This window comes from Stutzerimonas stutzeri, from assembly GCF_000219605.1.
Lineage (GTDB): Bacteria > Pseudomonadota > Gammaproteobacteria > Pseudomonadales > Pseudomonadaceae > Stutzerimonas > Stutzerimonas stutzeri.
In genome coordinates, this window is the sequence record NC_015740.1 from 1,554,684 (window position 1) to 1,581,236 (window position 26,553).

The 26,553-nt window shown below is 63.1% G+C and carries 26 protein-coding genes; 10 read left to right on the plus strand and 16 right to left on the minus strand.

Annotation, left to right across the window (positions count from 1 at the left end):
• Position 1: 1 nt before the first annotated feature.
• Positions 2-238, plus strand: a complete 237-nt coding sequence (locus PSTAB_RS07450; RefSeq protein ID WP_011912753.1) for a DUF2789 domain-containing protein — start codon at positions 2-4, stop codon at positions 236-238.
• Positions 239-285: 47 nt separating this feature from the next.
• Here the strand turns inward: PSTAB_RS07450 and PSTAB_RS07455 are convergent, their stop codons facing one another.
• On the minus strand, positions 286-681 hold the full coding sequence (locus tag PSTAB_RS07455; protein ID WP_013982372.1) for a DUF3597 domain-containing protein: 396 nt from the start codon (positions 679-681) through the stop codon (positions 286-288).
• A 182-nt stretch (positions 682-863) separates the two neighbouring features.
• Here PSTAB_RS07455 and PSTAB_RS07460 point away from each other — a divergent pair, with 182 nt between their 5' ends.
• The 3 genes from PSTAB_RS07460 to PSTAB_RS07470 all read left to right on the plus strand — a co-directional run bounded on the left by PSTAB_RS07460 (position 864) and on the right by PSTAB_RS07470 (position 2,823).
• Positions 864-1,667: an inositol monophosphatase family protein gene (locus tag PSTAB_RS07460; protein WP_013982373.1), complete on the plus strand. Its 804-nt coding sequence runs from the start codon at positions 864-866 to the stop codon at positions 1,665-1,667.
• A gap of 177 nt (positions 1,668-1,844) precedes the next feature.
• Positions 1,845-2,105, plus strand: coding sequence for a hypothetical protein (locus PSTAB_RS07465; protein WP_013982374.1), 261 nt, complete (start codon positions 1,845-1,847; stop codon positions 2,103-2,105).
• A gap of 304 nt (positions 2,106-2,409) precedes the next feature.
• Positions 2,410-2,823, plus strand: coding sequence for an HPF/RaiA family ribosome-associated protein (locus PSTAB_RS07470; protein ID WP_013982375.1), 414 nt, complete (start codon positions 2,410-2,412; stop codon positions 2,821-2,823).
• Positions 2,824-2,865: 42 nt separating this feature from the next.
• Here the strand turns inward: PSTAB_RS07470 and PSTAB_RS07475 are convergent, their stop codons facing one another.
• Both PSTAB_RS07475 and PSTAB_RS07480 read right to left on the minus strand, forming a co-directional pair.
• On the minus strand, positions 2,866-3,327 hold the full coding sequence (locus PSTAB_RS07475; protein ID WP_013982376.1) for a DUF3597 domain-containing protein: 462 nt from the start codon (positions 3,325-3,327) through the stop codon (positions 2,866-2,868).
• 80 nt (positions 3,328-3,407) lie between these two features.
• Positions 3,408-3,776: a SpoIIAA family protein gene (locus PSTAB_RS07480; RefSeq protein ID WP_011912758.1), complete on the minus strand. Its 369-nt coding sequence runs from the start codon at positions 3,774-3,776 to the stop codon at positions 3,408-3,410.
• Positions 3,777-4,073: 297 nt separating this feature from the next.
• Here PSTAB_RS07480 and PSTAB_RS07485 point away from each other — a divergent pair, with 297 nt between their 5' ends.
• Positions 4,074-5,669, plus strand: coding sequence for a methyl-accepting chemotaxis protein (locus tag PSTAB_RS07485; protein WP_013982378.1), 1,596 nt, complete (start codon positions 4,074-4,076; stop codon positions 5,667-5,669).
• Between the two features lie 87 nt (positions 5,670-5,756).
• Here the strand turns inward: PSTAB_RS07485 and PSTAB_RS07490 are convergent, their stop codons facing one another.
• From PSTAB_RS07490 to PSTAB_RS07540, 11 genes are all read right to left on the minus strand, one after another.
• On the minus strand, positions 5,757-6,038 hold the full coding sequence (locus tag PSTAB_RS07490) for a peptidylprolyl isomerase (protein ID WP_013982379.1): 282 nt from the start codon (positions 6,036-6,038) through the stop codon (positions 5,757-5,759).
• Between the two features lie 99 nt (positions 6,039-6,137).
• Positions 6,138-7,109 carry a PstS family phosphate ABC transporter substrate-binding protein gene (locus PSTAB_RS07495; protein WP_013982380.1) on the minus strand — a complete coding sequence of 324 codons (972 nt, stop codon included), beginning with the start codon at positions 7,107-7,109 and terminating at the stop codon, positions 6,138-6,140.
• Between the two features lie 21 nt (positions 7,110-7,130).
• Positions 7,131-7,358 carry a hypothetical protein gene (locus PSTAB_RS07500; protein WP_013982381.1) on the minus strand — a complete coding sequence of 76 codons (228 nt, stop codon included), beginning with the start codon at positions 7,356-7,358 and terminating at the stop codon, positions 7,131-7,133.
• Between the two features lie 21 nt (positions 7,359-7,379).
• Positions 7,380-8,540 (minus strand): Na/Pi symporter, encoded by a 1,161-nt coding sequence (locus PSTAB_RS07505; RefSeq protein ID WP_041771689.1) that lies wholly within the window; start codon positions 8,538-8,540, stop codon positions 7,380-7,382.
• A gap of 188 nt (positions 8,541-8,728) precedes the next feature.
• A complete protein-coding gene (gene glpD, locus PSTAB_RS07510) occupies positions 8,729-10,264 on the minus strand; it encodes a glycerol-3-phosphate dehydrogenase (RefSeq protein WP_013982383.1) in 1,536 nt (511 codons plus the stop codon).
• Positions 10,265-10,692: 428 nt separating this feature from the next.
• On the minus strand, positions 10,693-11,451 hold the full coding sequence (locus PSTAB_RS07515; RefSeq protein ID WP_013982384.1) for a DeoR family transcriptional regulator: 759 nt from the start codon (positions 11,449-11,451) through the stop codon (positions 10,693-10,695).
• A gap of 132 nt (positions 11,452-11,583) precedes the next feature.
• On the minus strand, positions 11,584-13,092 hold the full coding sequence (gene glpK / locus PSTAB_RS07520) for a glycerol kinase GlpK (protein WP_011912765.1): 1,509 nt from the start codon (positions 13,090-13,092) through the stop codon (positions 11,584-11,586).
• A gap of 12 nt (positions 13,093-13,104) precedes the next feature.
• Positions 13,105-13,986: an MIP/aquaporin family protein gene (locus PSTAB_RS07525; RefSeq protein WP_011912766.1), complete on the minus strand. Its 882-nt coding sequence runs from the start codon at positions 13,984-13,986 to the stop codon at positions 13,105-13,107.
• A gap of 184 nt (positions 13,987-14,170) precedes the next feature.
• Positions 14,171-14,935, minus strand: a complete 765-nt coding sequence (locus PSTAB_RS07530; protein ID WP_013982385.1) for a YoaK family protein — start codon at positions 14,933-14,935, stop codon at positions 14,171-14,173.
• A gap of 73 nt (positions 14,936-15,008) precedes the next feature.
• Entirely contained in the window at positions 15,009-17,369 is a 2,361-nt protein-coding gene (locus tag PSTAB_RS07535; RefSeq protein WP_013982386.1) for an SUV3 family DEAD/DEAH box RNA helicase, read from the minus strand.
• Between the two features lie 92 nt (positions 17,370-17,461).
• Positions 17,462-18,238, minus strand: coding sequence for an ion transporter (locus PSTAB_RS07540; protein WP_013982387.1), 777 nt, complete (start codon positions 18,236-18,238; stop codon positions 17,462-17,464).
• Between the two features lie 90 nt (positions 18,239-18,328).
• Here PSTAB_RS07540 and PSTAB_RS07545 point away from each other — a divergent pair, with 90 nt between their 5' ends.
• Positions 18,329-19,054, plus strand: a complete 726-nt coding sequence (locus PSTAB_RS07545) for a DUF72 domain-containing protein (protein ID WP_041771690.1) — start codon at positions 18,329-18,331, stop codon at positions 19,052-19,054.
• A 15-nt stretch (positions 19,055-19,069) separates the two neighbouring features.
• On the opposite strand, the gene PSTAB_RS07550 is transcribed toward PSTAB_RS07545, so the two are convergent.
• Positions 19,070-19,666, minus strand: coding sequence for a hypothetical protein (locus PSTAB_RS07550; protein WP_011912771.1), 597 nt, complete (start codon positions 19,664-19,666; stop codon positions 19,070-19,072).
• Between the two features lie 570 nt (positions 19,667-20,236).
• On the opposite strand from PSTAB_RS07550, the gene PSTAB_RS07555 reads away from it, so the two are divergent.
• From PSTAB_RS07555 to PSTAB_RS07570, 4 genes are all read left to right on the plus strand, one after another.
• Entirely contained in the window at positions 20,237-21,766 is a 1,530-nt protein-coding gene (locus PSTAB_RS07555; RefSeq protein ID WP_013982389.1) for a flavin monoamine oxidase family protein, read from the plus strand.
• 19 nt (positions 21,767-21,785) lie between these two features.
• Positions 21,786-22,196, plus strand: a complete 411-nt coding sequence (locus PSTAB_RS07560) for a c-type cytochrome (RefSeq protein WP_011912773.1) — start codon at positions 21,786-21,788, stop codon at positions 22,194-22,196.
• A gap of 27 nt (positions 22,197-22,223) precedes the next feature.
• On the plus strand, positions 22,224-22,694 hold the full coding sequence (locus PSTAB_RS07565; protein WP_011912774.1) for a RidA family protein: 471 nt from the start codon (positions 22,224-22,226) through the stop codon (positions 22,692-22,694).
• Positions 22,695-23,212: 518 nt separating this feature from the next.
• The gene (locus PSTAB_RS07570) at positions 23,213-24,403 is read left to right on the plus strand and encodes a sugar transporter (protein ID WP_080564971.1); all 1,191 of its coding nucleotides are present in this window, start codon (positions 23,213-23,215) and stop codon (positions 24,401-24,403) included.
• A gap of 64 nt (positions 24,404-24,467) precedes the next feature.
• Here the strand turns inward: PSTAB_RS07570 and PSTAB_RS07575 are convergent, their stop codons facing one another.
• Entirely contained in the window at positions 24,468-26,468 is a 2,001-nt protein-coding gene (locus tag PSTAB_RS07575; protein ID WP_013982391.1) for a peptidase U32 family protein, read from the minus strand.
• Positions 26,469-26,553 lie beyond the last annotated feature (85 nt).

Consider the following 26,553-nt stretch of genomic DNA (forward strand, 5'->3'; position numbering starts at 1 on the left):
CATGGAACTGCCCAACAAAGACCTCGGCACCCTGTTCGAACAGCTCGGCCTGGAATCCGATCCTGCCAGCATCGATGCCTTTATCGCCAAGCACGGCCGCTTGCCGGAGGATGTCCGTCTGGCCGATGCCCCGTTCTGGAACGAGTCGCAGCGCGCGTTCCTGCGTGACGAATGGGTCGAGGACGCCGAATGGGCGCCCATCGTCGACGAGCTGAACGTGCGCCTGCACGAGCATTGATCGCCACGCAGGCTGCGGCAGCGACCGCAGCTTGCGCGGGCTGTGGCTCAATCCAGCAGATCGGCCGGCACATTGCCGCCGTTCTCGGCCAGCCGCTTCAGCACGGCCTTGTGCAGCCACAGATTCATCTGCGCCGAATCGCCCATTTTGTCCGCTGGGCAGCCGAGTTCGGTGGCAAGCTCCTTGCGCGCCGTCAGGCTGCTGTCCAGGCCCAGCAGCTTGAGCAGGTCGACGATGGAGGTGCGCCAGTTGAGCTTTTCCGGATGATTGTTGGCCATACCGTCCAGCTTCGCGGCTACGTCTACCTGATCCACGGCAGGCGTCGTGGGTGCGCCGGCACCACCGGTGGACGCTTCCGGCGGGGTAGTGGGTGCGGTGCTGTCCGGCTCGGCGTGCGCCCGGCCGATGCCGATCTTTTCCAGAATCGAACTGAACAAGCCCATGAGGATTCTCCTGTCTGCGTGGATACGTGAGCCTTGGCTCGCAGTTAGGACCGCCGGCGCTTCGATTAGTCGCGCCTCGTCGCTCGTGGCCGGCTACCAGCCGAAGCCTTCGGACTGCGCACCTCTCCTCGTGCTGGGCTTCACGTCCGCCTAGAATGCCGCTTTTGACCGGGAAATCCGCCATGAGCAACCTCGACATCGACGCCCGCTATGCCTGCGCCAAGAGCCTTGCGCTGGAAGCTGCGCAGCTCGGCATGACCTATTACCGTCAGCGCGAGACACTGGATGTGGAGCACAAGGGCAGCGATCGCCAGGACGTGGTCAGCATCGCCGACAAGCGCATCGAGGACTTCATTCGCGGGCGGCTCGCCGAACGTTTTCCCGAAGACGGCTTTCTCGGCGAGGAGAGCGGCTCGGCCGGTCTCAAGGCACGCTGCGTCTGGGTCATCGACCCCATCGACGGCACCGCCTGCTTCGTCAACGGCCTGCACAACTGGTGCGTCTCCATCGGCCTGCTGGTGGACGGCGAACCGCACGTCGGCGCGATCGCCGATCCGAATCACGACGAACTCTTCCATGGCTGCCTTGGCCGGGGCGCCTACGTCAACGAGACGCCGCTCAGAGCCAGCACCGCGACCCACGTGTGCGAGGGGCTGACCGGCGCCGGTACCTTCCATCCACGCGGCAAGGAACATTTCATTCCGTTTCTGGAGAAACTGCTGGCCGAAGGCGGCATGTTCATCCGCAACGGCTCCGGCGCGCTGATGACCGCCTACGTCGCTGCGGGTCGCCTGATCGGTTACTACGAGACCGAGCTCAAGAGCTGGGACTGCCTGGCCGGGCTGGTGCTGGTGGCCGAAGCGGGTGGCCTGCGCAACGACTTCTTCCGTAACGACGGTCTGCTGCGAGGTAATCCGTATCTGGTGGCGGCGCCCGGGGTGTACAGCCAGCTGGCCAAACTGATCGGCCCTTCGCTGGATGCCTGAGCCGCGCGTTCGTCGATCGGCGCAGGCGCGGTCGGCAGCCTGTGCTATACCGTTGTGACGCACCGAGGGCCGGCTTATCCGCCTGGCCCGCTCTGAACAGGGGGGAATTCCGGCAGCCATCGGGCCCGAGCCAACCTGCGTGATCGATGGCTGCCCGCACATAGCGAGGTAACGATCATGACCATGATGCAATGCACCTACCGCGACCACATCATCACCGCCGAGGTAATGGAATATCCTGGCACCTCCACTCCCTGGGCCGGCGGCTGCCGGATTACCGCCCCCGACGGACACGTCACCCGTCGCCTGCCGCTGCCACTCGAGCATGCGTTCATGGACGAACTGGACAAGGCCCAGCGGCTGTCCATCGCCCACGGCAAGTGGCTGGTGGACCAGCACCTCGACCACGGGCGCGAGCTGTTTCAAAAGGCCGCCTGACCGCTCTTGCTACTGCGCGCCGGACGCCTGCGTCCGGCGCGTTTTTGTTGTCCTGGATCAGGCCGATAGCACTTAGATAGGGCTCAGCGGCCCCTCCGCGCACGAGGCTGCGTGCCGGCATTTTCAGACCCATGCTGGCATTGGTTGCGATTGCGCAGTCTTCCTGAGTGCAACGCTATCACGGCGCATTGCCCAGGAAAGGTTCGGCGACATTTGGCGCATTGCTTAATGATCCAAACGGTGGCATAGCTATCACCAAGCCACCGGCAACGGTGGTGTTCATAAGCGGAAGTAAGGACGACTTATGCAAATCCAGGTTCATAGCGATAACCACATCGAAGGCAGTGCCCGTCTGGCTGATTGGGTCAGTGCCAGTGTCGCAGGCAAGCTGGACCGGTATGACGACGAGCTGACACGTGTCGTCGTGCACCTCAACGACGAAAACGGCGACAAGGCCGGCGCGCATGACAAGCGCTGCCAGATCGAGGCGCGGCCCAAGGGCCTGCAACCCATCTCCGTCACCCACAAGGCTGAATCGTTGGAGCTGGCCATCGACGGCGCGGTCGACAAGCTGAGCAATGCGCTCGCTCACCAGTTCGGCAAGCTGCGCAGCAAGCGCGCCGGCGCCCAGCCGCAGATAATCGACGGTGCCGTAGCCGGTCGTGACGCGCTACTGGAGGAAGATTTCCTCGCGGACGAACTGGTCCGCAATTCATAAGCCCCCGATGAAGGGCCTTCCCAGCGGAAGGCCCTTCGCGCATCAGTGCAGCAGTTCCGGCGGAATGCTTCCGCCATTCTCGGCCAGCTTCTTCATCACCGCGCGGTGCAGCCACATGTTCATCTGCGCCGTATCGGCCATCTGATCGGGCGGGCAGCCCAGCTCGGTGGCAAGCTCCCGGCGCGACTCCAGGCTGCTGTCGAGGCCCAGCAACTTCATCAGGTCGACGATCGAGGTGCGCCAGTTCAGCGCTTCGGGGTGTGCCGCCGCCTTCGCTTCCAGCTGCGCCACCACGTCCACGCCACGGGCGGGGGCAGTCGGCTGGTTCAGATCCCTGTCCGGCCCGAGTGTCGCGTTGGTCGTGGTCGACGGCCGCTCGCTCAGTGTTATGCCTTCGGCGCTGGAGTGGCTGGCGTCAGCCGGCGGCGTGTCGGCCTTGCGCTCCGCTTCGTTGGAGACATCGCCCAGGCCGAGCTTCGCCTTGATCGAATCGAAAAGTCCCATGTCCGTTCTCCGTGCTGTTGGTGTCTGCGTTCGACAACAACCCACGGCGTGCCATTCGTTCCACAGGTCGGTTCGCTCGGTCAGCTGTGTTCGAGCCAGGCGAGGGCTTCGGCTTCCTGGTGCAGATCGAAGGCCTTGATGGTCAGTCCCGGAATCAATGCGCCCTCGACTTCGCTGGCCTTGCGCAACCACTCCTTGCCGGCGATCACCGCACAGCGGTCGAAGCGGCGGATGAAGCGCAGCAGCTGGGGCAGGCGTGACAGCTCCACGCCGACGGCACCCAGGGTCGGCAGATCGAAGTCGCCGATGCGGTAGAGCATGCGGCCGTGGCTGATGCCTTCGGACTTGAACAGCAGGTCGTCCAGCGCGGCGCGCATGGCCTGGCTGTCCAGCTTGCCGGAGAAGTCGATATCGATGCGGTTTTCGCCTCTGCGCGATACCTGAAACATGACGAGTCCCTCTCGGTTCTGCGGGTGGCCGCGATGTCCTCAGACCATAGTCGCTGCGAGGGGATCGAGCCAAAAAAACAGGCGAAACGCGGGCGATTCCATTGATCTGGATCAGCATGCGAGGCGTTGATCCGTGCGTTAGCAAAAGTGCCTGCAGGCCGCGTGGCGCCTGGCTTTCAAGGCGGCGGACCAACGGTATCAAGTTGCTCGCTGGCCGGCCGAGAAACGGAATAACTGCGACGCCAGCGAGTGGCGGCGGCGCGTTCTTTCCTGCTTTTCTGCAGTTGGAATTCCTTCATGACCAGCACCTTGGCGAACGTCATCCAGTCCGTACTGCGCGGGCTGGGCCTACGTACCATCAACCTGCAATTTTTCTTTTCCTACAGCCTGATCTTCCTTTGCGCGGCGCTGACCGCCGGGGTGCTGTTCATGTCCAGCAAGGACGCCAGCCAGATCGACATGGCCGGCGCGCAGCGCATGCTCAGCCAGAAGATGATGAAAGAGGCGCTGCTCGCTGCGCAGGGCATCGGTAGCCCGGCGGATGTCGACAAGACCATCCAGCGCTTCGAGCAATCCCATCGGCTGCTGCTCAACGGCGACAGCGCCCAGGGTGTCGTCCGCGTCGAGCTGGCCAGCGCACAGCCGTACCTGCAGCGCGTCGATCAGATCTTGCAGCGCTACCGTCCCGCCGTACAGGCGCTGGCCGCAGGGCAGAGCGCCGATCTGAAGATCCTGGCCAGCGACTCCAACGATATTCTCGCGGCCTCCAACGAAGTGGTGTCGCTGATCTCGGCGCAGGCCAATCGCAGTGCCTCCCAGCAGCTGTGGGTCGCGCTGGGTTCCACCCTGTGCATCCTGCTGCTGGTGGTGCTCGGACGGATCGCCGGCATGAACTGGCTGATGCTGCAGATCGACGAGCTGCGCGGGCGCCTGGAGAAGGTCAGCCAGGGCGATTTTTCCGCGCCGCTGCAGGTGCGTCATGCCGATGACGAGATGGGCAGGATCACCCTGGCCTACAACAGCCTGCTGGGTCAGGTTGGCGAGATGATCCGCGGCGTGCGCCAGGCGGCCGATGACGCTGACGGGCAATGCAAGCACATGGCGAACCTGGCCGGGGACAGCGCGCGCAATGTGGAAGGCCAGCAGGCGGAGATCGATCAGGTCGCTACTGCCATGAATGAAATGCTCGCCACCTCCCAGGAAGTTGCACGCAGCACTGTCGAGGCCGCCAATGCCGCTGACGTCGCCGAACAGGAGACCAACGCCGGCAGCGCCGTGATGAACGAATCGGTCGGCGCCATCCGCACGCTCAGTGGCCATGTCGATGGCCTGGCGGACGTGATGCGGCAGCTGGTGCTCGACAGCCACGAGATCGGCAAGGTGCTCAACGTGATCAGCGGCATCGCCGAGCAGACCAACCTGCTGGCGCTCAACGCAGCCATCGAGGCAGCACGGGCCGGTGAGCAGGGCCGCGGTTTCGCGGTAGTTGCCGACGAGGTGCGCAGCCTCGCCAGTCGCACCCAGAGTTCGGCCAAGGAGGTCGGCGTGCTGGTCGAGCGCCTGCAGAGCCAGGCCTCGCGCGCCGGGCAGGCCATGGATGCCTCGCGTCAGAGCAGCACCATCACCCTGACGCAGATCGAGGCGGCGCAACATGCGCTGGGCCAGATCGTCGGTGCGGTGCAGACCATTCGTGGCATGACCAATCAGATTGCCACGGCTGCCGAGGAGCAGTCGCAGGTCGCCGAGGACATGAACAAGTCGCTGACGCGCATCGCCCAGGTGGCTGATCAGGCCGCGAGCGTCACGCACGATACCGCGGCATCGGGCAATACCATCATGCAGAGCATTAACGGGCTCAAGGCGCTGACGGGGCGTTTCCGCCTACAGGCGTGACAGGAAGGTGAGGCAGGGTGGTGCGGCGGATAGTGCACCGCTCGGTGCGAGTGCCCCCGCGCATGGACGCGCGGGGACAGGGGTGGATCAGTCCTGGCGGCTGGTCACTTCCAGCAGGTGATAGCCGAACTGCGTCTTCACCGGGCCCTGCACGACATTCAGCGGCGCGCTGAACACCACGGTGTCGAATTCCTTGACCATCTGACCCGGACCGAACGAACCCAGATCGCCGCCCTGGCGGCTGGACGGGCACGTGGAGTTTTCCTTGGCGACCTGGGCGAAGTCGGCGGCGCCTTCGATGGCAGCTTTCAGCTCGTTGCACTTTGCTTCAGTGGAAACCAGGATGTGGCGGGCAGTGGCTCGGGCCATGGTGTGTACTCCTGTGGAAAAGCTGCGAGCCTACCGCAATTGCCCTGCGAGTCAAACGTCGCGGGTGATCGTGCCCGCAGTGCACCGGCTCAGGGGTTCTCACCGAGTGCCCGCTGGATCCGCCGCCGGCGCTGCGTTGAACGACTCGAGACTTTGCAGACTCTGCGCGTAGCGCTCGGCGCGCAGCGGCATGAAACCGGTGAAGTGGATCCAGGTCGGCAGGCCTTGCAGGTAATGCATCACGAATGCTCGTGTGGTCGGCTTTTCCTGCAGGCTCCGCTCGCTCAGATAGATGAAAAGCGGGCGGGTCAATGGCTGGTAGTGCGCCTCGCTGACGGTTTTGAGCGTCGGGTAGACCGGGCCCTTGCCACTGTCGATGGCAAGCAGCTTCAGCTCGTCCCAGTGCCGGTGATAGGCGCCGATTCCGAAGAATCCGAGCGCATCCGGCTCGGCAGCGATGCCGGCGGCCAACTCCTCTTCGTTCTCGCCGGCGGTATAGTCCTGGCGGCTGCGATGCGCCTCGCCGACGATCTGCCTGGTGAAGACGTCGTAGGTGCCGGAGTCCTGACCTCGGCCGAACAGTTTCACCGGCCGGTCGGGCCAGCCGGCACGGATGTAACTCCAGTGCCTGACCTTGTCTTCGGCTGCGGGCGTCCAGAGTTTCTTCAGCTCTTCGACGGTGATGTCGCTCGCCCAATCATTGCTCGGGTGTACGACGACCGTGATCGCGTCCATGGCCAGGGGCACTTCACGATAGCCGATGCCGTTCTGCGCGCAGAGTGCCTGCTCGTTGCTGTTCATCCTGCGCGAGGCGTCGTTGATGTCCGTCTTCCCCGCACAGAAGCGGCGAAAACCAGCGCTGGTCCCGGAAAACGCCACCTCGATCGGATGCCCAGGCTGCGCGCGCTGGAAACGGCTTACCGCTTCGCGGGTCAGTGGGTAAACGGTGCTGGAGCCTTCGATGAGCAGCCCTTCGGCGGCGGATTCGGCAGCGCTCACGGCTGGCGTGGATGCCAGCTGCAGGCCAAGCGAAAGACTGATCAGCAGTAGCGGGCCGGTTTTGACGTGCATGCTGTCGCTCCTTGGCCTGGCTCAGGGCTTGGCCTTCAGCCAATCGTGCTTCAGTGAGTTCCAGAACACCTGCAGGCTGTGGAAGCGGGTGTCTACCGCATTGATGTAGTCATCCAGCCGATCGATTTCCCGATGCTGGGCCTGTTGTTCCTGAGCATCGATCTGCTTGAGCTGTGCTTCGAGCTCATTGAGCGATTCGCGCAGTTCGCGGATGCGATTCTCGGTCTGGTTACGACGTTCGCTTTGCATAGGTGCGGGCTCCCGACCAGGTCAGAGTTGGCTGCCGCCGATCAACAGCAGAGGCAGGCCGAAAAACACACCGCCGATGTAGGCCCCGACGTACAGCTTGCTGCGTTGCGCCAGATCGGCGAGATGCGTGGCGATGGCAGGCGGAACGCCGCGCAGAAACGGTAGTACGTAGATCAGGAAGATTCCGAACAGGTTGAACAGCAGATGTACCAGTGCGATCTGCATCGCCAGTTCGGCGGTGGGCCCGGAGATGGCGGTGGCCGCCAGCAGCGCGGTCACGCAGGTTCCGATGTTGGTGCCGAGGGTGAACGGATAGACCTGTTTGAGCGAAAAGACACCGGTTCCTGCCAGTGGCACGATCAGCGCGGTGGTGGTCGATGAGGATTGCACCAGGATCGTGATGATCGTTCCCGAGGCGATCCCCGAAACCGGGCCACGCCCGACGCTGGTGTGCATGATCTCTTTGGCGCGGCCGACCATGACCCTGCGCAGCACCTTGCCGATGGCCTGGACCACGAACAGGATCAGGCCGATCCCGATGACGATCAGCGCGACACCCGACCAGACCTGGCTTGGCAGCCAGGCCACGCTGGCGTTCAGCAGGTCGCTGGCAGGGGTGAGGAGAGTCTTCATGAAGTTCACGCTCTTCATGTCGACGCTTGTGCTGTCGCTGACCAGAAGGCCGGCCAGAACTTCGGACATCTGCGCCAGCGGATGGAACAGCAGTTCGAGCGGCAGGAGGATCGCCACCGCCGTGATATTGAATGCGTCATGCACGGTTGCGGCCGCGAAGGCCCGGTGAAATTCGACGCCGTTGCGCACATGGCCGAGGCTGACGATGGTGCTGGTGAGGGACGTGCCGATGTTGGCGCCCATGATCAACGGGATCGCGATCGGAATGGGCAGCCCGCCGGCAACCATCCCGACAATGATGGACGTTACGGTGCTGGAGCTCTGGATCAGTGCGGTCGCTGCAACGCCGATCATCAGGCCGACAAAGGGGTTGGTGGCGAACGCGAACAGTTCCTTGGCGTTGTCGCCGACCGCCGCTTTGAAGCCATCTCCGATAGCACCGACGGCTGCCAGCAGCAGATAGATCAGTGTGATGACCAACAGCCACGACAGCCATTGGCGCGTAGCGGGTGTGGAGTGGTCGGCTAGGGCGCCGGTATTCGTCGTCATCTGGCAACTCCCGCGAGCAGGTCGGTCGCTCGACGGTGTGCCATGGTGTGAACGCTTGATGACCGAAGCGGCCTGTACGGATGAACGGTGCCCTTGGGATTGAACCGTTTCCTGCTCGATCGAGCGTATGCGACCGGTCAGTACCAGATCAGCACGAGCCTGCGTAAGGCAGGCCCGTGTTCTTGCGCTCAGGCCGCGTCGCTGCTGTGGGTGGACTCAGCGGCCGGTCGCTCCGCCAGATAGCGTGCCAGGCGGGATTTTTCCGGCTCGCTGAAGGCCAGGCCGAGTTTGGTGCGTCGCCAGAGAATGTCGTCCGGCTGCATTGCCCACTCATCCCGGCAGAGGTACTCGACCTCCTGCGCATAGAGCTGTTGGCCAAGGTCTTCACCCAGGGCATCGAGGGAACGGGCGTCGCCGAGCATCCGCCAGACGCGATTGCCGTACAGCGTGGCCCATCGTTTGGCCAGGGGCAGCTCCAGCCCTTGCACATGGGCGACCAGTGCCTCGGCCAGTGCTTCGGGCGTGCCCATGTCTTCGCCGCCGGGCAGCGCGGCATCGGCCGTCCAGCTGTCGCCCATGCCGGGGAAAAATGGCTTAAGCTGAGCCATCGCCGATTCGGCGAGCTTGCGGTAGGTGGTCAGTTTGCCGCCGAACACCGAGAGCAGCGGCGCCTGCTTTTCCTCAGCAACCAGCGATAGGGTGTAGTCACGGGTGACGGCAGACGGATTGTCCGATTCGTCATCGCACAAGGGGCGAACGCCTGCGAAGGTATGCACGATGTCCCTGGGTTCCAGCTGCTTGCGAAAGTGCGTATTGGCCACACCCAGCACGTAGGCGATCTCTTGCTCGGTGATGCTCACCTGGGCCGGATCGCCGTGATACTCGCGGTCGGTGGTGCCGATCATGGTGTAGCGGTCCAGGTAAGGAATGGCGAAGACGATACGCCGATCTTCGTTCTGCATGATGTAGGCCTGCTCACCTTCATACAGCCTGGGCACGATGATGTGGCTGCCCTGAATCAGGCGGATGCCGTACGGCGATCGCTGCTGCAGGCGCTCGCCAATGAACTGCGCGACCCAGGGCCCTGCCGCATTCACCAGTGCCTTGGCGCGCAAGGAAAAGCGACTGCCGTCCTCGCGCTGCAGCTCGACGTGCCAGATGCCTCCAGCACGTTTGGCGCTCAGGCACAGCGTGCGGGTATGGATATGCGCCCCTTTTTCCCGCGCCGCCATGGCATTGAGCACCACGAGGCGTGCGTCGTCGACCCAGCAGTCGGAGTACTCGAAACCGCGGGTGATGGCCGGCTTGAGCGGGCTCTCGCTGCCGAAGCGTAACCCCTGCGACGCCGGCAGTTTCTTGCGCATGCCCAGATGGTCATAGAGGAACAGACCGGCGCGGATCATCCACGCCGGGCGCAGGTGAGGGCGGTGCGGCAGCACGAAGCGCATCGGTTTGACGATATGCGGCGCCTTGGCCAGCAACACCTCGCGCTCGGCCAGTGCCTCGCGGACCAGTCGGAATTCGTAGTGTTCCAGATAACGCAGCCCGCCATGAATGAGCTTGCTGCTCGCTGATGACGTATGACTGGCCAGGTCGTCGCGTTCGCAAAGGAACACCGACAGCCCACGGCCGGCGGCATCGACCGCGATGCCGACACCATTGATACCGCCGCCGATCACGGCGATGTCATAAAGCTCGGAGACGGGCTGGGCAATATGGGGCACGGGTTCCTCCTCGAATACGAATACGATGTTCGTTTTGGAACATCCTATTCGTTAATAAACATTATTGAAAGTGCAAAATGTTCGAAATCGATAAAACGAAGGGCGAGTTCTTGCTTCGCGGGCATGGTTGTTCCGTCTGGCTCGTGGTCGCGGTCGCTTCCAGAGGCTTGGCATCGCTCAAGGGAACGACTTGTCCGCGAACAGGTGCGGCAGAGCAGGGGGTGATGCAGAGGGCTTCCACGCTTAGGGCGTGGGCGCCGGCTGCTGACATTGGCAGGTCGCGCGCGCCCAGGCGGACATGCGGACAATAGGCGGGGCGGGTGAATCGTTGCCGGCCGCCGTTAGCGGCCTGGACGATGGCGACCGCGGCTCCTGGATTCTCCGTTCGTGGGAGCGGACCTGGCCGCGAAGAAGGGCTGACGCCGAACCTAGTCGGCGATCTCCAGATGCACCTTGTACCGTGCCAGCAGTTCGGCGAACACGTCGTCCGGCTGGGTATCGGTGAACAGGCAGTCGATCTGCTCCAGGGAGCCGAGCCGGGTCATGGCGCTGCGGCCGAACTTGCTGGAGTCCGCGGCGAGGAAGACCTTGCGTGCATTATGGATGATCGCCTGGGAGACGCGGACTTCCTGGTAGTCGAAGTCGAGCAGGGTGCCGTCCTCGTCGATGCCGCTGATGCCGATCAAGGCGAAATCGACCTTGAACTGGCTGATGAAGTCTGCGGTCGCCTGGCCCACCACGCCGCCGTCGCTGCGCACGTTGCCGCCTGCGATCAGCACATCGAAGTCTTCCTTGGTGCTGAGGATGCTCGCCACATGCAGGTCATTAGTGATGATCTTCAGGTCGCGATGGTTGAGCAGGGCGCGGGCGATGGCTTCGGTGGTGGTACCGATATTGATGAACAGCGAAGCCTGGTCGGGGATGCGTGCGGCCATGGCGGTGGCGATGCGCTGTTTTTCGTCACGCATCTGATGCGCGCGCTGGCTGTATGCAGTGTTCTGCACGCTGGAGTCGTAGGCCGCGCCGCCGTGGTAGCGCCGCAGCAGGCCGGCGTCGCCCAGCTGATTGATGTCGCGGCGGATGGTCTGCGGGGTGACGGCGAAGTGCCGGGCCAGTTCGTCGATGCTCACATAGCCGCGTTCGCGCACGAGTTCGAGAATGTTCTGCTGTCGGGGCGCCAGGCTCATGGGGCTTCCTTGTTCGCGGTGGTGGCGGAAGCATGCCCCAGTCTGACGTTCGATTAAAGCGCGCTTTGTTCGAATTCGCGCAATACCGCGCCTGCCTGCGACCCGGTCGCGGGCAGGCGCGGGGTGGGCTTCTCAGTCCTCGGCCCAGTTGCGGGTGCGCTCGACCGCCTTCTGCCAGCCGCGATAGAGCGCTTCGCGCTGTTCGCTTCCGCACGCCGGTTCGAACACGCGCTCGATGCTGCTCTTGCTGCGCAATTCGTCGAGGTCACTCCAGAAACCGGTCGCCAGCCCGGCCAGGTAGGCCGCACCAAGGGCGGTGGTCTCCTTCATCTGTGGGCGCTCGACCTGGGTGCCGAGCAGGTCGGCCTGGAACTGCATGAGGAAGTTGTTGGCCACGGCGCCGCCATCCACACGCAGGGCGCGCAGGCGCTCGCCGGCATCCTGCTGCATGGCGTCGAGCACGTCGCGGGTCTGGTAGGCGATGGATTCCAGCGCAGCACGGATCAGGTGATCGACCTTGACCCCGCGGGTCAGGCCGAACAGTGCGCCGCGGGCACGCGGGTCCCAGTAGGGCGCGCCAAGGCCGGTGAACGCCGGCACGAGGTAGATGCCGTTGCTGTCCGGCACCTTGGTGGCGAAGTACTCCGAATCCAGCGATTCGTTGAGCACCTTCAGTTCGTCACGCAGCCACTGCACGGTGGAGCCGCCATTGAAGATGGCGCCTTCCAGCGCGTAATTCACTTCGCCCCGCGGCCCGCAGGCGATGGTCGTCAGCAGACCATGTTCGGACTGCACTGCCTTGGTCCCGGTATTCATCAGCAGGAAGCAGCCGGTGCCGTAGGTGTTCTTGGCCTGCCCGGGTTCGACGCACATCTGGCCGAACAGCGCGGCCTGCTGATCGCCGGCAATGCCCGCGATGGGAATGCCGGTGCTCTGGCCGGAACCGATATAGGCGTGGCCGTAAACTTCCGAGGATGAGCGCACCTCCGGCAGCATCTCGCGGGGAATGTCCAGCGCTTCGAGCATCACCGGGTCCCAGTCCAGCTTGTGGATATCGAACAGCAGCGTGCGCGACGCGTTGGTGTAGTCGGTGACGTGGGCCTTGCCCTGGGTCATCTTCCAGATCAGCCAGCAGTCGACGGTGCCGAACAGCAGCTCGCCACGGCGAGCGCGCTCGCGGCTGCCTTCGACGTGATCGAGAATCCACTTGATCTTGGTGCCGGAGAAGTAGGGGTCGATCACCAGGCCGGTGGTCTTGCGGATGTGGTCTTCCATGCCGTCGCGCTTGAGCTGGTCGCAGATCGGCGTGCTCTGGCGGCTCTGCCAGACGATGGCGTTGTAGATCGGACGGCCGGTTATCTTGTCCCAGACGATGGCGGTCTCGCGCTGGTTGGTGATGCCGATGGCGGCCACCTGCTCGTTGGTGATGCCGGCCTGGGCCAGGGCTTCGACGAACACGCCGCTCTGGGTCGCCCAGATTTCCATGGGGTCATGCTCGACCCAGCTCGGTTGCGGGTAGATCTGCGCGAACTCGCGCTGGGCGATGGTCACCACGTTGGCGTTGCGGTCCAGCACGATGGCGCGGGAACTGGTGGTGCCTTGGTCGAGGGCGACGATGAATTGCTTGTTCTGGTTGCTCATGGCGACGTTTCCTTAGCGAACTTTGCTGACATCGGGCTGCGCGGAGCCCATTTCGGCAGTGGCCTTTTCCTTGGGTTTGGGTGCATCACAGGCGGCCGAGCCAACCCCTGGCAGGTGCCGGCAGATGAGTGCCTTGTAACCTGCAGCGCCGAGGCAGGCACCGAGAATCGGGGCGAAGATCGGAACCAGGAAATACGGGATGTCTCGCCCACCGGTGAAGGCCACGTCACCCCAGCCGGCCAGGAAGGTCATCAGCTTAGGCCCGAAATCCCGCGCCGGATTCATCGCAAAGCCGGTCAGCGGTCCCATCGCACCACCGATCACGGCGATCAGCAGGCCGATCAGCAAAGGGGCGAGCGGGCCGCTGGGCAGGCCATTGCCGTCATCGGTGATGGCCATGATCATCGCCAGCAGAATGGCCGTAATCACCACTTCCACAAGGAACGCCTGACCGAACGACAACGAGGCGTGCGGATAGGTGGAGAAGATCGACGCGAGCTCGAGACTCTCGACGCTTCCGCGAACCATCTGCTGGGCCTGTTCGAAATCGAAAAACAGGCTGCTATACAACCCGTAGACCAATGCCGCGGAACAGAAGGCGCCGGCCACCTGCGCCAGGATGTAGGCCGGCACCCGGTGCCGCTCGAAGGTGCCGAACAGCCATAGTGCGATGGTGACGGCCGGGTTCAGATGGGCACCGGAAACGCCAGCGGCAAGGTACACCGCCATCGAAACGCCGATACCCCAGATGATGCTGATTTCCCACAGCCCCAGGTCGGCGCCGCCGAGCTTGAGCGCTGCGACGCAGCCGGTACCGAAGAAGATGAGAAGGGCAGTGCCGAGAAATTCGGCGATGCATTGTCCCTTGAGGGTCGGGACGATGGGCGTACTCATGCGCGGAGCCTCGTTCGTTTGTTTTTGTTTTATTCCGAGCACTGCTTTGGTTCGGAATTGTTCGGAAACGAAAACTTAGAGGCAAAGAAAGCCGCTGTCAAAGTAAAAAATCGAACATTTTTCAGGCTGGTCACGGAACCAACGGGTGCTGCTGCGGTCGGCGCCGATTCACTGGGGCGGTGATTCAGCGCCGCCGACGCCAGAGGCGCCAGCCTAGCCGCAAGTCGTCGGCCATCGGCACCAGCGCCAGAGTCAGCAGCAGAGCGGCCAGCGGTACGGTGGAGAGAAAGCCGAAGTGCTTGAAGCCCAGTGCGCCGCTCAGGCCGCCGATAAAGAAGCTGCCGACCAGTAACGCATTGATGCGCAGACGTTCGCGATTGGCGCGCACCGGCGGTAGTTCACCATCGCGATTGCGGTTGAAATAGATCAGCCGGCCCAGTTCGATGCCGATGTCGGTCACCATTCCGGTGATGTGCGTGGTGCGCACCTCGGCGTTGGAAAGCTTGGTGATGATCGCGTTCTGCAGGCCCATGATGAAGCACAGCAGCACCACTGTCAGCGGCACGAAGAAGCCCGGAACCGACATCAGCTGCGCGCCGAGGATACCGAACAGCAGCAACAGCCCGGCTTCCAGCGCCAGCGGCAGGGCGTACTGGCTGTGCAGTCGGCGCCGTCGCGAAAAGTTGATCATCAGCGTCGAGCACATGGCGCCAAGGACGAACGAGAGCAGTGCGCCGAAGCCAGCCAGCGCCAGATCGGTGGCGCCGAGGGCGAGGTTGTCGGCCATCGCCGAGACGATGCCGGTCATGTGCGAGGTGTATTGCTGCACGGCCAGAAAGCCCCCGGCGTTCGCCGCGCCGGCGACGAAGGCTAGGCAGAGTCCGAGCTGGCGGTTGCTGCGGGTGGAGCGTCGGCGATCGGTCAGGCGACGGGCATAGTTGATCGGCATGCGGGGCTCGCGCTTGGCGGCAAAGCGGCGATTATAGCGACGCGCGCGCGCCTACCTCGCGTGTCGGCGAAACTCAGCGCCGCCTGCCTGCCTTGCGCCCGCCACCGCGCTTCGCCGCCCGTGGTTTGCGCTGGCGCGACAGTTCGCGGGTGATGGCATCGTTCAGCAGCTTGCGGGCCTCCTCGCCATCGTCGTGTTCGGGAAAATGCTCGGGGAGGCTGCGGGCCAGATGCAGGTAGGTTTCCACCACATGCAGCGTGCTTTCCAGACTGGCCAGGTCGGCGCCCAGCAGCAGGCGCGGCATGGGGATGGCGTGGCCTTCGGCGACGCGCTTGATCCAGCGCTGTGCATGCTGGCTGGCCGGACTGTCGAAACCGCCGCGGATCGGCGTGCAGGCGAACGTCCAGCGCAACCAGAGTGGGATTTTCGGATCGTCGATCAGCTCGATCCACTCGGCCAGTTCGTCCGGCAGCACCGAGACGAACGCTTCGCCGTAATTGATGTTGCGGTTGAAGGTCAGCCAGGACCGCAGCAGGCTCGGCTCGCCCATCAGCTCGGAGATGGCGGACAGGTGATCGATGGATGGGCGCACCTGGAACTGGCTGAGGTCCACCGGCGCGTCCGGACTGTTGAACAGGCGGCGGATGGACTTGAGCGTCTGCGGGTCCAGCGCGGTGATTTCGCCGCTGTCGTGGTGGCCGAAACGGCCCGCGCGGCCACCGATCTGCTTGACCTCCTGCACCTTGAGCTGGCGATTCTGGATGCCGTCGAATTTCTCGTCGGTGTAGAAGCACAGTGTGTGCGCCGGCAGGTTGAGGCCCATGCCCACCGCGTCGGTGGCGACCATGATGTCCGCCTCGCCTTCGCGGAAGCGGCGGGCCTGCTCGCGGCGCACCTCCGGCGAAAGCGCGCCGTAGACCACCGATACGCTCTTGCCGGCGCTTTCGAGCATGCCCTTGAGTTCCAGCACCAGCTTGCGGCTGAACGCCACCAGCAGCGAGCCGGGCTCCAGGCGCTCCAGCGTGGTGGCGTGCTTGGCCACTTCCACTGGCGACAGGCGCTTGGTGCGCTGCACTTGCAGCTGGTCCTCGCAGAGTTCGCAGAGCGTGCGCAGCGACGGCTCGATCAGCGCCGGGCCGGTCATCATCAGCTTCGGCGTATGTGCGCTGACCAGCGCATCGACCCAGGCCCAGCCGCGTTGCGGGTCGGCCATCATCTGCACCTCGTCGACCACCACCACGTCCCAGTGCTGGTGCCGGAAGCGGGCAAACTCCTCCACGGTGCAGCAGAAGTGCGTGGCGCCTTCGCGAATGATTTCCTCCTCGCCGGTGACCAGCGAACAGGGCACGCCCATCGATTCGATGCGCTCCTGATTCTCCAGTGCCATCAGACGTAGCGGCGAGAGGTAGATGGCGTGCTCGGCGGCGGCCATCGCCTCGATGGAGCGGTGCGTCTTGCCGCTGTTGGTCGGGCCGAGCAGGGCGATCCAGCGTCGCGTCAGCCGGCGCGCCGGATAGAGCTTGTGGTAATGGACGAAGCGCGGGTTGTTTTCCAGCAGCACGGCGAAGGCCATGCGCTCCTCATGCTCGCGGCGCGCGGCGCGAATTGCCTTGCGCATGCGTCCGGGTTCGAGCGCGATGAGTTCGGTGAGACGCTTGTGGCCGAGCTGCTGCAGGTCGAAGCCGTCGGCGAGTTCGAGCATGCGTTCGAAGCTGGCCTGCAGGTCGGCCCGGTCCTGACGTTGCCAGGCCTCGACTTCGGCAGCGCTGAGCAGGTGGTCCTGGTCGGCGGGAATGCGCCGCTGCAGTTCCAGCTCGAGCGGGCCATGGTGCAGCGTCACCAGATAGCGCAGGTCGTGGCGGATCTCGTTGACCGTGGCGACCGCGTGCTGCAGGAACTCGTCGAGTCGCGACAGCTCCGGCCGGATCCGCGCGAGGCAGCGCTGGCGGTCCTCTTCGTCCATCTCGGCGAAGGGCCGCTCGAGCAACTGCAGACGACCGCGTACGTACTGCTGGACGGCCGCCTGGAGATTGCCTGGGAAGTCGTCGCGCTGTGGACTGTCGGCCAGGCGCAGTGCCCATTCCGGTTCCAGCAGGTGGGCGGGCGAACCCAGGGTGAACGTCTTCTGGCTGCCGTACACATCGATGCTGCAGGGGATCTCGCCGAGGTCGCGGCTGACGATCCGCTCGAGCAGTTCATCCGTAGCGGGCTCGGCCATCAGCTGGTCCACTGCCGGGCCTTGCAGCCCCAGCCAGAACGCTTTTGCCGCCCGGCCGAGCCCCGGCATCGGGTAGCCGATATAGGGCGCGAACCACTTTTCCTGGTGGTGCTTCTTCGCGACGAAATCCGGATAACGCGCCGTTGCCCACTCGATGAACCGCGCCAGGCGCTCGAGCCTGATGGATTTGAGCTGCTTGCCTCCGGCCTTTGCCATGATCGACGCCTTTGCTGATCAGTGTTCTGTTACGACTCGTGCTACTACTAAGGAGTCGCCATACGCGTTATCAATCCGACGACCTGGCTAGTTCATTGTGCACCCTGCGAATGGTCGCGGCCTGTCGGCTGGCTTTCTAGCCGCAGTTTTAAAGTGCGCACCTCCTCCGTCAGGCTTTCCATTTGCAACAGTAGGCGGTGCAGCGTCTCTGCATCGGCTGACTGGTGCTCTGCGTGCCGGTCGGCAACGAACAGCGAACTGATATACGCCGCGAAGCTGCCGAAAAGACCTACGCCTGACACCATCAGCAGCACGGCAACGATGCGACCTTCGGTCGTGACTGGGTAGAAATCGCCGTAGCCGACCGTGGTGACGGTGACAAACGCCCACCACAATGCTTCTTCGGGAGTGTTGATCGAACTCTGCGGGTTGGGTGCCTCGACCAGCAGCATAGTCAGCGCGCCGAATGCCACCAGCACCATGGTCGCGGTGGCGGCAGAAGCGACGATGCCCTCGGCGCGATTGCGGAACAGGATTCGCCAGATCAGCCGCAGCGACTTGATCGCCCGTAGCACCCGCAGCACCTGGAAGGCGCGGAACAGCTTGGCCGCCTGCAATCCGCCGGCCGGCACACTGGCCAGCAGATCGATCCAGCCCCAGCGCATGAAGCGCAGCTTGTCTTCCGCCTGTTGCAGGCGCATCCAGAAATCGAGGAAGAAAAAGAAGCACACGACGTTGTCCAGATAACCGAGCAACGTCGAAACATCGTCAGGCAGGTCGAATACCAGGTCGGCCACCAGTGCGCCGATCACATAGACAGACAGGACCAGAGTCAGGATCTGAAAGGGGGTGACGGGGCGCTGCTTCATGGATTGACCGTGAGTCGTGAACTGCGAAAAGCGCGCAAGTCTAAAGCACCGGCTCGGTGTTGCGTGGATATCGGAGAAGAAGAGGTCGCGATGACGAAGAGCTCACACATTCGCCTCGGCTGTGCCGGCTGGAGCCTGCCGCGCGAGGCCTGGCGAGTCTTCCCCGCGCAGGGCACTCATCTCGAGCGTTATGCACAGGTGCTTCACGCGACGGAAATCAATTCTTCCTTTTATCGCCCGCATCGCCCTGCGACCTACCGCAAGTGGGCCGCCAGCGTGCCGGAGGGGTTCAGCTTCTGCGTGAAGCTGCCGCGGCAGATCAGCCATGAAAAGCGCCTGCGAGATTGCACGCAGGAACTGGAGCGCTTTCTCGGCGAAGTTTCCGAGCTGGGTGCCGGGCTCGGCTGCCTGCTGCTGCAGTTGCCCCCATCGCTGCCCTATGAGCACACGCCGGCTGAGGCGTTCTTCGCGGAACTGCGCGAGCGCTACGGAGGCGACCTGGCGCTGGAACCACGACATGCCAGCTGGCTGGAGGCCGACGCCCAGCTCCGGCACTGGCGTATCGCCCGTGCCGCCGCGGACCCGTCGCCCCTCCCGGGTGGCGGTGAGCCGGGTGGCTGGCCGGGCCTGCGCTACTACCGCCTGCATGGATCCCCGCGGATCTATCACTCGGCGTATCCCAGCCAATGGCTGGAGCGCCTGGCCGAGCAATTGCGTGACTACAGCGATACACCCTGCTGGTGCATCTTCGACAACACTGCCAGCGGCGCTGCGACCGAAAACGCGCTGGCGTTGCAGGCGATGTTGCGTTGTTGAGAGGGGCGCGTCGGTTCAGCGCGGAATGATGCGCACGCGGCCTGCGGTATTGTCACGCCGCCCTGCTTTTTCGTTCTCCGCGCGGCCCGGGATCGAGCCAGAATCCTGGCCTCGGTCGGGCGTGGCGCTGCCGTCCAGTTCGCGCTGGTCGACACTGATCGACGCGGCATCCGGATAGCCGGTGGTCAGCGTCTCGGTGCTGGCGGTCACCGGCGTGGCATCGGCATCGCTCCAGCCAACGCTGCGCTCGTCGATGTCGATGGCGCCGTTGCGCTCCATGACTCGTTCGACCGTTGATACGCGACTGTCGTCTTCAAGGGTGACGGTCACGATGGTCGATCCGCGGCGGGCCGCTTCGGGGTAGCGACCGGCATGCTGGCTGGATCCATCGCCGAAAACCTTATGAAAGAAGCTGCCGATCTTGTCGGCCACCGTTGCATCTTCATCCGGCTCCTCGCCGACTACTTCCACGCGACTGCTATCGACATTGTCGGCGTTGAAGGATGCCGATATCTGGATGTCATCACTGGACACCCCCTCGCTCACGAGTTCGGCTTTCACTTTCTCTGCTTCGGCATAGCGGTCGAAAGCGGCAATTAGAATTTGGGTCATGACTACACCTTTTCATATGCAGCATGGCTGCGGTGGCGGGCGTCTGGACCTATAGGGGTCAACGCATAGGTATCGACTATTTGGCGTGACTACCTTGGCGAAGGTTCCATGCGCGCTCATTTCCCGATGCTTCAGGCAGAGATGGGCAAGTTCGAGTTTCGGTGTATGCCTGCTGCGATTGGCTGATTAACAATGCGCTTTTCAGGTGCTTCTTTTCGTGCAATGCACCACCTTATTGCGTGGTGGTAATGGTAGTCCTGAAAACAGTCATTAACTGTTCCGGTACAATTTAAACTGCTCCGTTAATATCCTTATTTACTTCCTTTGTCTGCAGATAGTCTTGGTTTTTGTTTCCTTGAGAAGGCCGTCCTCGAGCTTCTGGCGCGCTGATTGCTAAGTACGAATCGCCTAGGTAAACCGGAAGCGGGATCCGCTTCTATCGCTCTTCTGTTTGATCAGCAGTTGGCGTGCTTAGTTATGCAGATTCAAGGAATTAGTATTATGGAAAGTTACGCAGTAAGCAGACGTACACTTTTGCAGTGGATTGGCAAAACGGCTGGTGCGGCTGCCATGTACCAGGCAATGACCTCGCTTGGCTTTGCCGCTGAAACCCGTCACGACGAGCAGTTCGCCCTGAGCGGCGCACCAAAGGGCGCGTCTGTACTTGTGCTGGGCGCAGGGCTCGCTGGAATGACCGCGGCTTACGAGCTTCGCCGTGCCGGCTACAAGGTCAAGGTGCTTGAGTACAACGCCAAGGCTGGCGGGCGCTGTTGGTCCCTGCGCGGAGGCGATCGTTACACAGAGTTGGGCGGTGCGACGCAGGAATGCCGCTTCGATGAAGGCAACTACCTAAATCCCGGTCCCTGGCGGATTCCCTATCACCATCATGCTGTTCTGGCTTACTGCAAGCGTTTCGGGGTGAAGCTCGAACCCTTCATTCAGGTCAATTACAACGCGCTGGTCCATTCCACTGAGGCCTTTGGCGGTAAGCCGAAGCGTCACCGCGAAGTGCAGGCCGATTTTCAGGGACACGTCGCCGAGTTATTGGGCAAGGCGGTCAATCAGGGCGCGTTGGACCAGAGCCTGACCGTGGAAGATCGCGAAAAGCTTTTCGAGTCGCTACGCGCGTGGGGGGCGCTCGACCACGACGGCAATTACCAAAAAAACATGGAATCGAGCCTGCGCCGCGGCTTTGCAGTCGATGCAGGGGGCGGGTTGATGCCATTGGCCGAGCCATCGGAGCCTATCGACCGGCATGCGCTGCTCGATTCTGGGCTATGGAAAAAACTGATCGACGGGCAGGAATACGAGTATCAGAGCAGCATCTTCCAGCCGGTCGGTGGCATGGACATGATTGCCAAGGCCTTCGAGCGTGAAACGGGGGAAATGATTCGCTACGGTTCCAAGGTCACTCGCATCGACCAGAACGAGCAGGGCGTCACCGTGACCTACAAGAACAGCGACGGCAGCGGCGAAGCGATGCAGGACAAAGCCGACTGGTGCGTCTGCACGCTGCCCCTGTCGATCCTGAGCCAGATCCCCGTAAACGTCAGCCAATCCATGCAGGATGCGATCCGCGCCGTGCCCTATGACTCTTCCGTAAAGATCGGTTTGCAGTTCAAACGTCGGTTCTGGGAAGAAGATGAGCACATCTATGGTGGCATCAGCTACACCAACACCCCCATCGAGAAGATCAGCTACCCCAGCACTGACTACGGAAAACCCGGCAAGGCAGTGCTACTGGGCGCCTATGTCTGGGGCCCCAATGCCTACGAATTCACCGCCATGTCTCCTGAGCAGCGTGTGAAAAAAGCAGTCGAGTACGGCGCGCTGCTGCACGAGCAATATCCCGAGGAGTTCGATAACGGCATCGCCGTTGGCTGGCACCGCGTGCCTTGGGCGCAGGGATGCTACGGCATGTGGAGCGAAGGCAGCCGTGAAAAGCATTACCGCAATCTGTGCCAGATCGATGGCCGCATCGTTCTGGCCGGTGAGCATGCGTCCTACATTCCGGCCTGGATGGAAGGGGCAATTCAGTCCTCGCTCGATGCAATCAAACGCCTTCACACCCACGCCGTCGCCACGCAGCGCGCTGCCTGAGCCCATGAGGAGAAGCATCATGTCGATATTCAACCTAGGCCTGGTTTCAGCGATCAGCCTTCTGGCCGTGGCGGTCGCGGCGACTCCCGCTTCGGCGGCCAATCCGCCACCTTTTTCCAAGGGCGAAACCTTCGAGGAGACGACCGGGGAGGATCTATTCAACGGTATCTGCCAGGGCTGTCACATGGAAGGCGGACAAGGCGCGATAGGGGCGGGTGCGTACCCCGCGCTCAAAGGCAATCCGCGCGTCGCGTCAGCGGCTTACCCGATCTACATGGTGGTGAACGGCCAGGGCGGTATGCCCAGCTTCAAGGACTATCTCAGTGATCAGCAGATCGCCGAGGTGGTGAATTATGTCCGTACTCACTTCGACAACAACTTCTCCGACGCCGTCAGCGTCGAGGACGTGCGCAAGATCAGCCTGCGCTAGAGCTCGAATATCAACCAGGAGAAATCGATGTCCCGAAAATTGCTAAATGCCGCCACGCTGCTGTCCACCGTTCTGTTCGTGAGCCATGTCCAGGCAGCCGATGGCATAGTTCGCCACAAGATCCCCAATTCGGATTTCCCGATTTCGCTGGCGGTGGAAATCCCTGCGAGCGTGACCGTGGTCAACCTTAGTGGCGCTGTGCCGAAGATCAGCGATGGTGATACCGAAGCGCAGACAGTCAGTGTGCTGCAGAGCATCGAGGCAACGCTCAAGAGCCTGAATCTTGCGATGAAGGATGTGATCAAGATGCAGGTATTTCTTGTCGGCGACTCGGCCAAGGCCGGCAAGATGGATTTCGAGGGGTTTATGAAGGGTTATACACAGTTCTTCGGCACCGAAGACCAGCCGAATCTTCCGACCCGATCTGTTTTTCAGGTTGCAGGCTTGGCCAACCCCGATTGGCTTGTCGAGATTGAAGTCACTGCCGTTCGGCCTTGACCACCAGGGCCGCGCCTGGCCGGCGCGGCTTGGGTTGCAGATTCATCGCGGGTTAGCCGTTGATCACCTTGCCGCCATTGATATGAATGGTCTGGCCGCCGACATATGACGAGTCTTCGCAGGCGAGTTAAACGTAAGCCGAGCCTAGTTCGGACGGGGCCGCAGCGCCTCATGGGCATTTGGCTGCCGAAAGTCTTCGAGCATCTGGGGGGCGTGCTTGCCGAGCGAAGGCGGCTGCAGCGGAGTCCAGATCGGGCCTGACGACCACCGGCAGCGCCGACGCCATCGCGGCCACTCGTCGTGGCGCACGTTCGCGACCTGACATCAGCGGATGGCGGGCGTAGAATTCGCGCCGCTTCGACTGTCCTGCCACTCACCTCCATCCGCTCCCGCTGCCATCCTGCTCGCTTCGCGCGTGCGGGCCGCGTGTGTCATGGCATTCGGGCAGGAACCGTCGCCCTTACACCCTCATTCGTCGCGCTTTGCTTCGATTGAATCGATACCAGACCCACTTCTCCATGAACGAATCGCAAAGCTCCCCTGCCGGGAGCTGGCTCAGCGTGATCGCACTGGCGCTGGCCGCCTTCATCTTCAACACCACCGAGTTCGTCCCTGTGGCGCTGCTCAGTGACATCGGCCGCTCGTTCGACATGCCGCCATCCCAGGTCGGGCTGATGCTGACCATCTACGCCTGGGTGGTTGCACTGATGTCGCTGCCGATGATGCTGCTGACGCGCAATTTCGAGCGGCGCGCGCTGCTGATCCTGGTCTTCGTGGTGTTCATCGGCAGCCATCTGGTTTCGAGCGTGGCGTCTAGCTACGGCATGCTGATGCTCAGCCGGATCGGCATCGCCCTGGCGCACGCGGTGTTCTGGTCGATCACCGCATCGCTGGCGGTGCGTGTCGCGCCCGCAGGCAAGCAGGCACAAGCCCTGGGCCTGCTGGCAACCGGCAGTGCGCTGGCGATGGTGCTGGGAATTCCGCTGGGGCGCGTGGTGGGCGAGGCGCTGGACTGGCGTACCACCTTCCTGGCCATCGGCGTGATTGCCGCGCTGGTGCTGGTCGTCCTGGCGCGTACGCTGCCATCGCTGCCGAGCCAGAATTCCGGTTCGTTGCGGAGCCTGCCGGTGCTGTTGAAGCGCCCTGCGCTGTTGACTGCCTATGTGCTGACCGCGCTGGTCATCACCGCGCAATTCACCGCCTACACCTACATCGAGCCCTTTGCGCAAACCGTCGCGCACCTGAGCGGCGACATGACCACCGTCCTGCTGTTGCTGTTCGGCGGTGCTGGTCTGCTCGGCTCACTGCTGTTCAGCCGTTACAGCGGACGCTATCCACGGGGCTTTCTGATTGCGGCGATCTCGGTCATGGCGACCTGCCTGCTGCTGTTGCTGCCGGCCTCGCGCGAGAGTTCGCTGCTCGGTGCGGTGGTGGTGATCTGGGGTATCGCCGGGATGTGCTTCGGCCTGGCCGTGCAATCGAAGGTACTGAACCTGGCGTCGGACGCGACCGACGTCGCCATGGCTATGTTCTCCGGCATCTACAACGTCGGAATCGGCGGCGGCGCCTTGCTTGGCAGCCTCGTTGTCAGCCATCTGGGGCTGCGTGAGATCGGCGTGGCTGCCGGCTTGCTCGCTGTCGCCGGCCTGTTGCTGTGTGGCGTCGCCACCTACCGGTTCTCTCGAACCGCCAGCACGCCGGCGGTATAGCTGCCAGCTCTGGCCCTCGGTGCAGAGCAGTCCGCGAACGAAATCTCGGCTGCCCTGGTTACCGTCAGGCGTGCGGCTTGTTGCGAATGGTCTTCATCAGATCATCCGGCGTGATGTGCCCGACCACGCTGGCGGCGCTACCCGGCTGCGGCAGGTCGAGGATGTGGCCTTTCATCTTGCCGATCACGTGCATCTCGCAGGGTTTGCAGTCGAACTTCAGCGTCAGCACCTCGTCACCGTGCACCAGCTGCATCGGCGCGACCTTCGTGCGCACGCCGGTGACGCCCTTGGCCTGCTTCGGGCACAGATTGAAGGAGAAGCGCAGGCAGTGCTTGGTGATCATCACTGGCACTTCGCCGGTTTCCTCGTGGGCCTCGTACGCCGCGTCGATCAGTTGCACACCGTAACGGTGATAGAAGGTCCGGGCCTTCTCGTTGTAGACGTTGTAGAGAAACGACAGGTGCGATTCTGGATAGACCGGCGGTGGCACGCTGACCGGCTTGCGCCCGCCGCGCGGGCGGATGGCTTCGCGCGCTTCGGTCAGTGCCTCGATGGCCTCGCGGCGCAGCGCCTTGAGTTGCGAGTTGGGGATGAAGAACGCCTGCGGCGCATCCACCTCGACCTCTTCGGCGTGGTAGATGGTGGTGCCCAGCTGGCTTAGCAGGTCGGCGATCTGGCCGGGCACCTGCTCGGGCTTCTTCGCTTCGCCGAAGGGGCCGGGCAGGGTGGCCGTGGCATAGGCGCCTTCCTCGCTGGTGACATGCAGCTCCAGCTCATCGGCGCGCAATTTTGCCAGCCACCGCACACCGATGCGGCGCTCGGCGGAGGTCTTGAGCAGTGCGTTCTGCCAGTTGTGGTCCAGGTTGCGGTTGAGCGGATGGTTCGGGCGCACCTGGCGCATCGCGGCGGGCATTTCGTTGGGTTCGACGCGGTACTGCCAGAACGGCTGACCGTCTTCCTCGAACTGCTTCAGCGGCTCGACCACGCTGGCACGGAAACCCACCACCTCGCGCTTGATCAGCACGTTGAGGCCGTCGCCGTTTGAGAGCGGCTCGCGGGTCTGCACGGTCAGGTCATGCTTGCCGACCTTGAGCACTTCACCCACGGCGAGGCCGGTGAAGGTCGGCGAGTCGAAGGCGCCGATGTCGATCTTGCGGTCGGTGACGAAGTAGTCGGTGCTGCCGCGGTGGAACGTCTTGTCCGGGTCCGGGACGAAAAAGTGATCGGTGCGGCCGCTGGAGGCGCGGGCAAGGTCAGGGCGCTCGGCAAGAATGCCGTCCAGGCGCTGGCGGTAGTAAGCGGTGATGTTCTTCACGTAGCTCACATCCTTGTAGCGCCCCTCGATCTTGAACGAACGCACGCCGGCATCCACCAGCGCGCTCAGGTTGGCGCTCTGGTTGTTGTCCTTCATCGACAGCAGGTGCTTTTCGAAGGCCACCACGCGGCCCTGATCGTCCTTCAGCGTGTAGGGCAGGCGACAGGCCTGCGAGCAGTCGCCGCGATTGGCGCTGCGCCCGGTCTGCGCGTGGCTGATATTGCACTGCCCGGAAAACGCCACGCACAGCGCGCCGTGGATGAAGAATTCCAGGGTCGAATCCACTTCGTCGTAGATCGCGCGGATTTCCTGCAGGTTCAGCTCGCGGGCGAGGACCAGCTGCGAGAAACCGGCCTTGTCGAGGAACTTGGCCCGTTCCAGCGTGCGGATATCGGTCTGGGTGCTGGCATGGATCTCGATGGGCGGAATATCCAGCTCCATGATGCCCATGTCCTGCACGATCAGCGCGTCAACGCCGATCTCGTACAGCTGTTGGATCAGCGCGCGCGCTGCTTCCAGTTCGTTGTCGTGCAGGATGGTGTTCAGCGTGACGAACACCCGCGCGTGGAACAGATGGGCAAATTTCACCAGCTCGGCGATGTCGGCCACGCTGTTCTCGGCGTTGTGCCGGGCACCAAAGCTGGGGCCGCCGATGTACACCGCATCGGCGCCATGCAGGATGGCCTCGCGGGCGATGCTGGCGTCACGGGCAGGGGCGAGCAGTTCGAGATGGTGCTTGGGAAGGGACATGGGCACGGACCGGCTGTGTTTCGAGGTCGTGCATTGTAAAGACTTGCCGCGCAGCGTCTATGCGCAACGCCTCCGTTGGCGACGA

What these genes read in the sequence shown, in the direction of transcription:
- PSTAB_RS07545 (WP_041771690.1), top strand. Translation starts at nt 18,329, where the DNA reads ATGACGAAGAGCTCACACATTCGCCTCGGCTGTGCCGGCTGGAGCCTG.
- PSTAB_RS07480 (WP_011912758.1), bottom strand. Translation starts at nt 3,776, where the DNA reads ATGTTTCAGGTATCGCGCAGAGGCGAAAACCGCATCGATATCGACTTC.
- PSTAB_RS07540 (WP_013982387.1), bottom strand. Translation starts at nt 18,238, where the DNA reads ATGAAGCAGCGCCCCGTCACCCCCTTTCAGATCCTGACTCTGGTCCTG.
- PSTAB_RS07470 (WP_013982375.1), top strand. Translation starts at nt 2,410, where the DNA reads ATGCAAATCCAGGTTCATAGCGATAACCACATCGAAGGCAGTGCCCGT.
- PSTAB_RS07530 (WP_013982385.1), bottom strand. Translation starts at nt 14,935, where the DNA reads ATGCCGATCAACTATGCCCGTCGCCTGACCGATCGCCGACGCTCCACC.
- PSTAB_RS07515 (WP_013982384.1), bottom strand. Translation starts at nt 11,451, where the DNA reads ATGAGCCTGGCGCCCCGACAGCAGAACATTCTCGAACTCGTGCGCGAA.
- PSTAB_RS07460 (WP_013982373.1), top strand. Translation starts at nt 864, where the DNA reads ATGAGCAACCTCGACATCGACGCCCGCTATGCCTGCGCCAAGAGCCTT.
- PSTAB_RS07500 (WP_013982381.1), bottom strand. Translation starts at nt 7,358, where the DNA reads ATGCAAAGCGAACGTCGTAACCAGACCGAGAATCGCATCCGCGAACTG.
- PSTAB_RS07570 (WP_080564971.1), top strand. Translation starts at nt 23,213, where the DNA reads ATGAACGAATCGCAAAGCTCCCCTGCCGGGAGCTGGCTCAGCGTGATC.
- glpK (WP_011912765.1), bottom strand. Translation starts at nt 13,092, where the DNA reads ATGAGCAACCAGAACAAGCAATTCATCGTCGCCCTCGACCAAGGCACC.
- PSTAB_RS07550 (WP_011912771.1), bottom strand. Translation starts at nt 19,666, where the DNA reads ATGACCCAAATTCTAATTGCCGCTTTCGACCGCTATGCCGAAGCAGAG.
- PSTAB_RS07450 (WP_011912753.1), top strand. Translation starts at nt 2, where the DNA reads ATGGAACTGCCCAACAAAGACCTCGGCACCCTGTTCGAACAGCTCGGC.
- PSTAB_RS07525 (WP_011912766.1), bottom strand. Translation starts at nt 13,986, where the DNA reads ATGAGTACGCCCATCGTCCCGACCCTCAAGGGACAATGCATCGCCGAA.
- PSTAB_RS07560 (WP_011912773.1), top strand. Translation starts at nt 21,786, where the DNA reads ATGTCGATATTCAACCTAGGCCTGGTTTCAGCGATCAGCCTTCTGGCC.
- PSTAB_RS07490 (WP_013982379.1), bottom strand. Translation starts at nt 6,038, where the DNA reads ATGGCCCGAGCCACTGCCCGCCACATCCTGGTTTCCACTGAAGCAAAG.
- PSTAB_RS07475 (WP_013982376.1), bottom strand. Translation starts at nt 3,327, where the DNA reads ATGGGACTTTTCGATTCGATCAAGGCGAAGCTCGGCCTGGGCGATGTC.
- PSTAB_RS07465 (WP_013982374.1), top strand. Translation starts at nt 1,845, where the DNA reads ATGACCATGATGCAATGCACCTACCGCGACCACATCATCACCGCCGAG.
- PSTAB_RS07455 (WP_013982372.1), bottom strand. Translation starts at nt 681, where the DNA reads ATGGGCTTGTTCAGTTCGATTCTGGAAAAGATCGGCATCGGCCGGGCG.
- PSTAB_RS07575 (WP_013982391.1), bottom strand. Translation starts at nt 26,468, where the DNA reads ATGTCCCTTCCCAAGCACCATCTCGAACTGCTCGCCCCTGCCCGTGAC.
- PSTAB_RS07505 (WP_041771689.1), bottom strand. Translation starts at nt 8,540, where the DNA reads ATGACGACGAATACCGGCGCCCTAGCCGACCACTCCACACCCGCTACG.
- PSTAB_RS07535 (WP_013982386.1), bottom strand. Translation starts at nt 17,369, where the DNA reads ATGGCAAAGGCCGGAGGCAAGCAGCTCAAATCCATCAGGCTCGAGCGC.
- PSTAB_RS07495 (WP_013982380.1), bottom strand. Translation starts at nt 7,109, where the DNA reads ATGCACGTCAAAACCGGCCCGCTACTGCTGATCAGTCTTTCGCTTGGC.
- PSTAB_RS07565 (WP_011912774.1), top strand. Translation starts at nt 22,224, where the DNA reads ATGTCCCGAAAATTGCTAAATGCCGCCACGCTGCTGTCCACCGTTCTG.
- PSTAB_RS07485 (WP_013982378.1), top strand. Translation starts at nt 4,074, where the DNA reads ATGACCAGCACCTTGGCGAACGTCATCCAGTCCGTACTGCGCGGGCTG.
- PSTAB_RS07555 (WP_013982389.1), top strand. Translation starts at nt 20,237, where the DNA reads ATGTACCAGGCAATGACCTCGCTTGGCTTTGCCGCTGAAACCCGTCAC.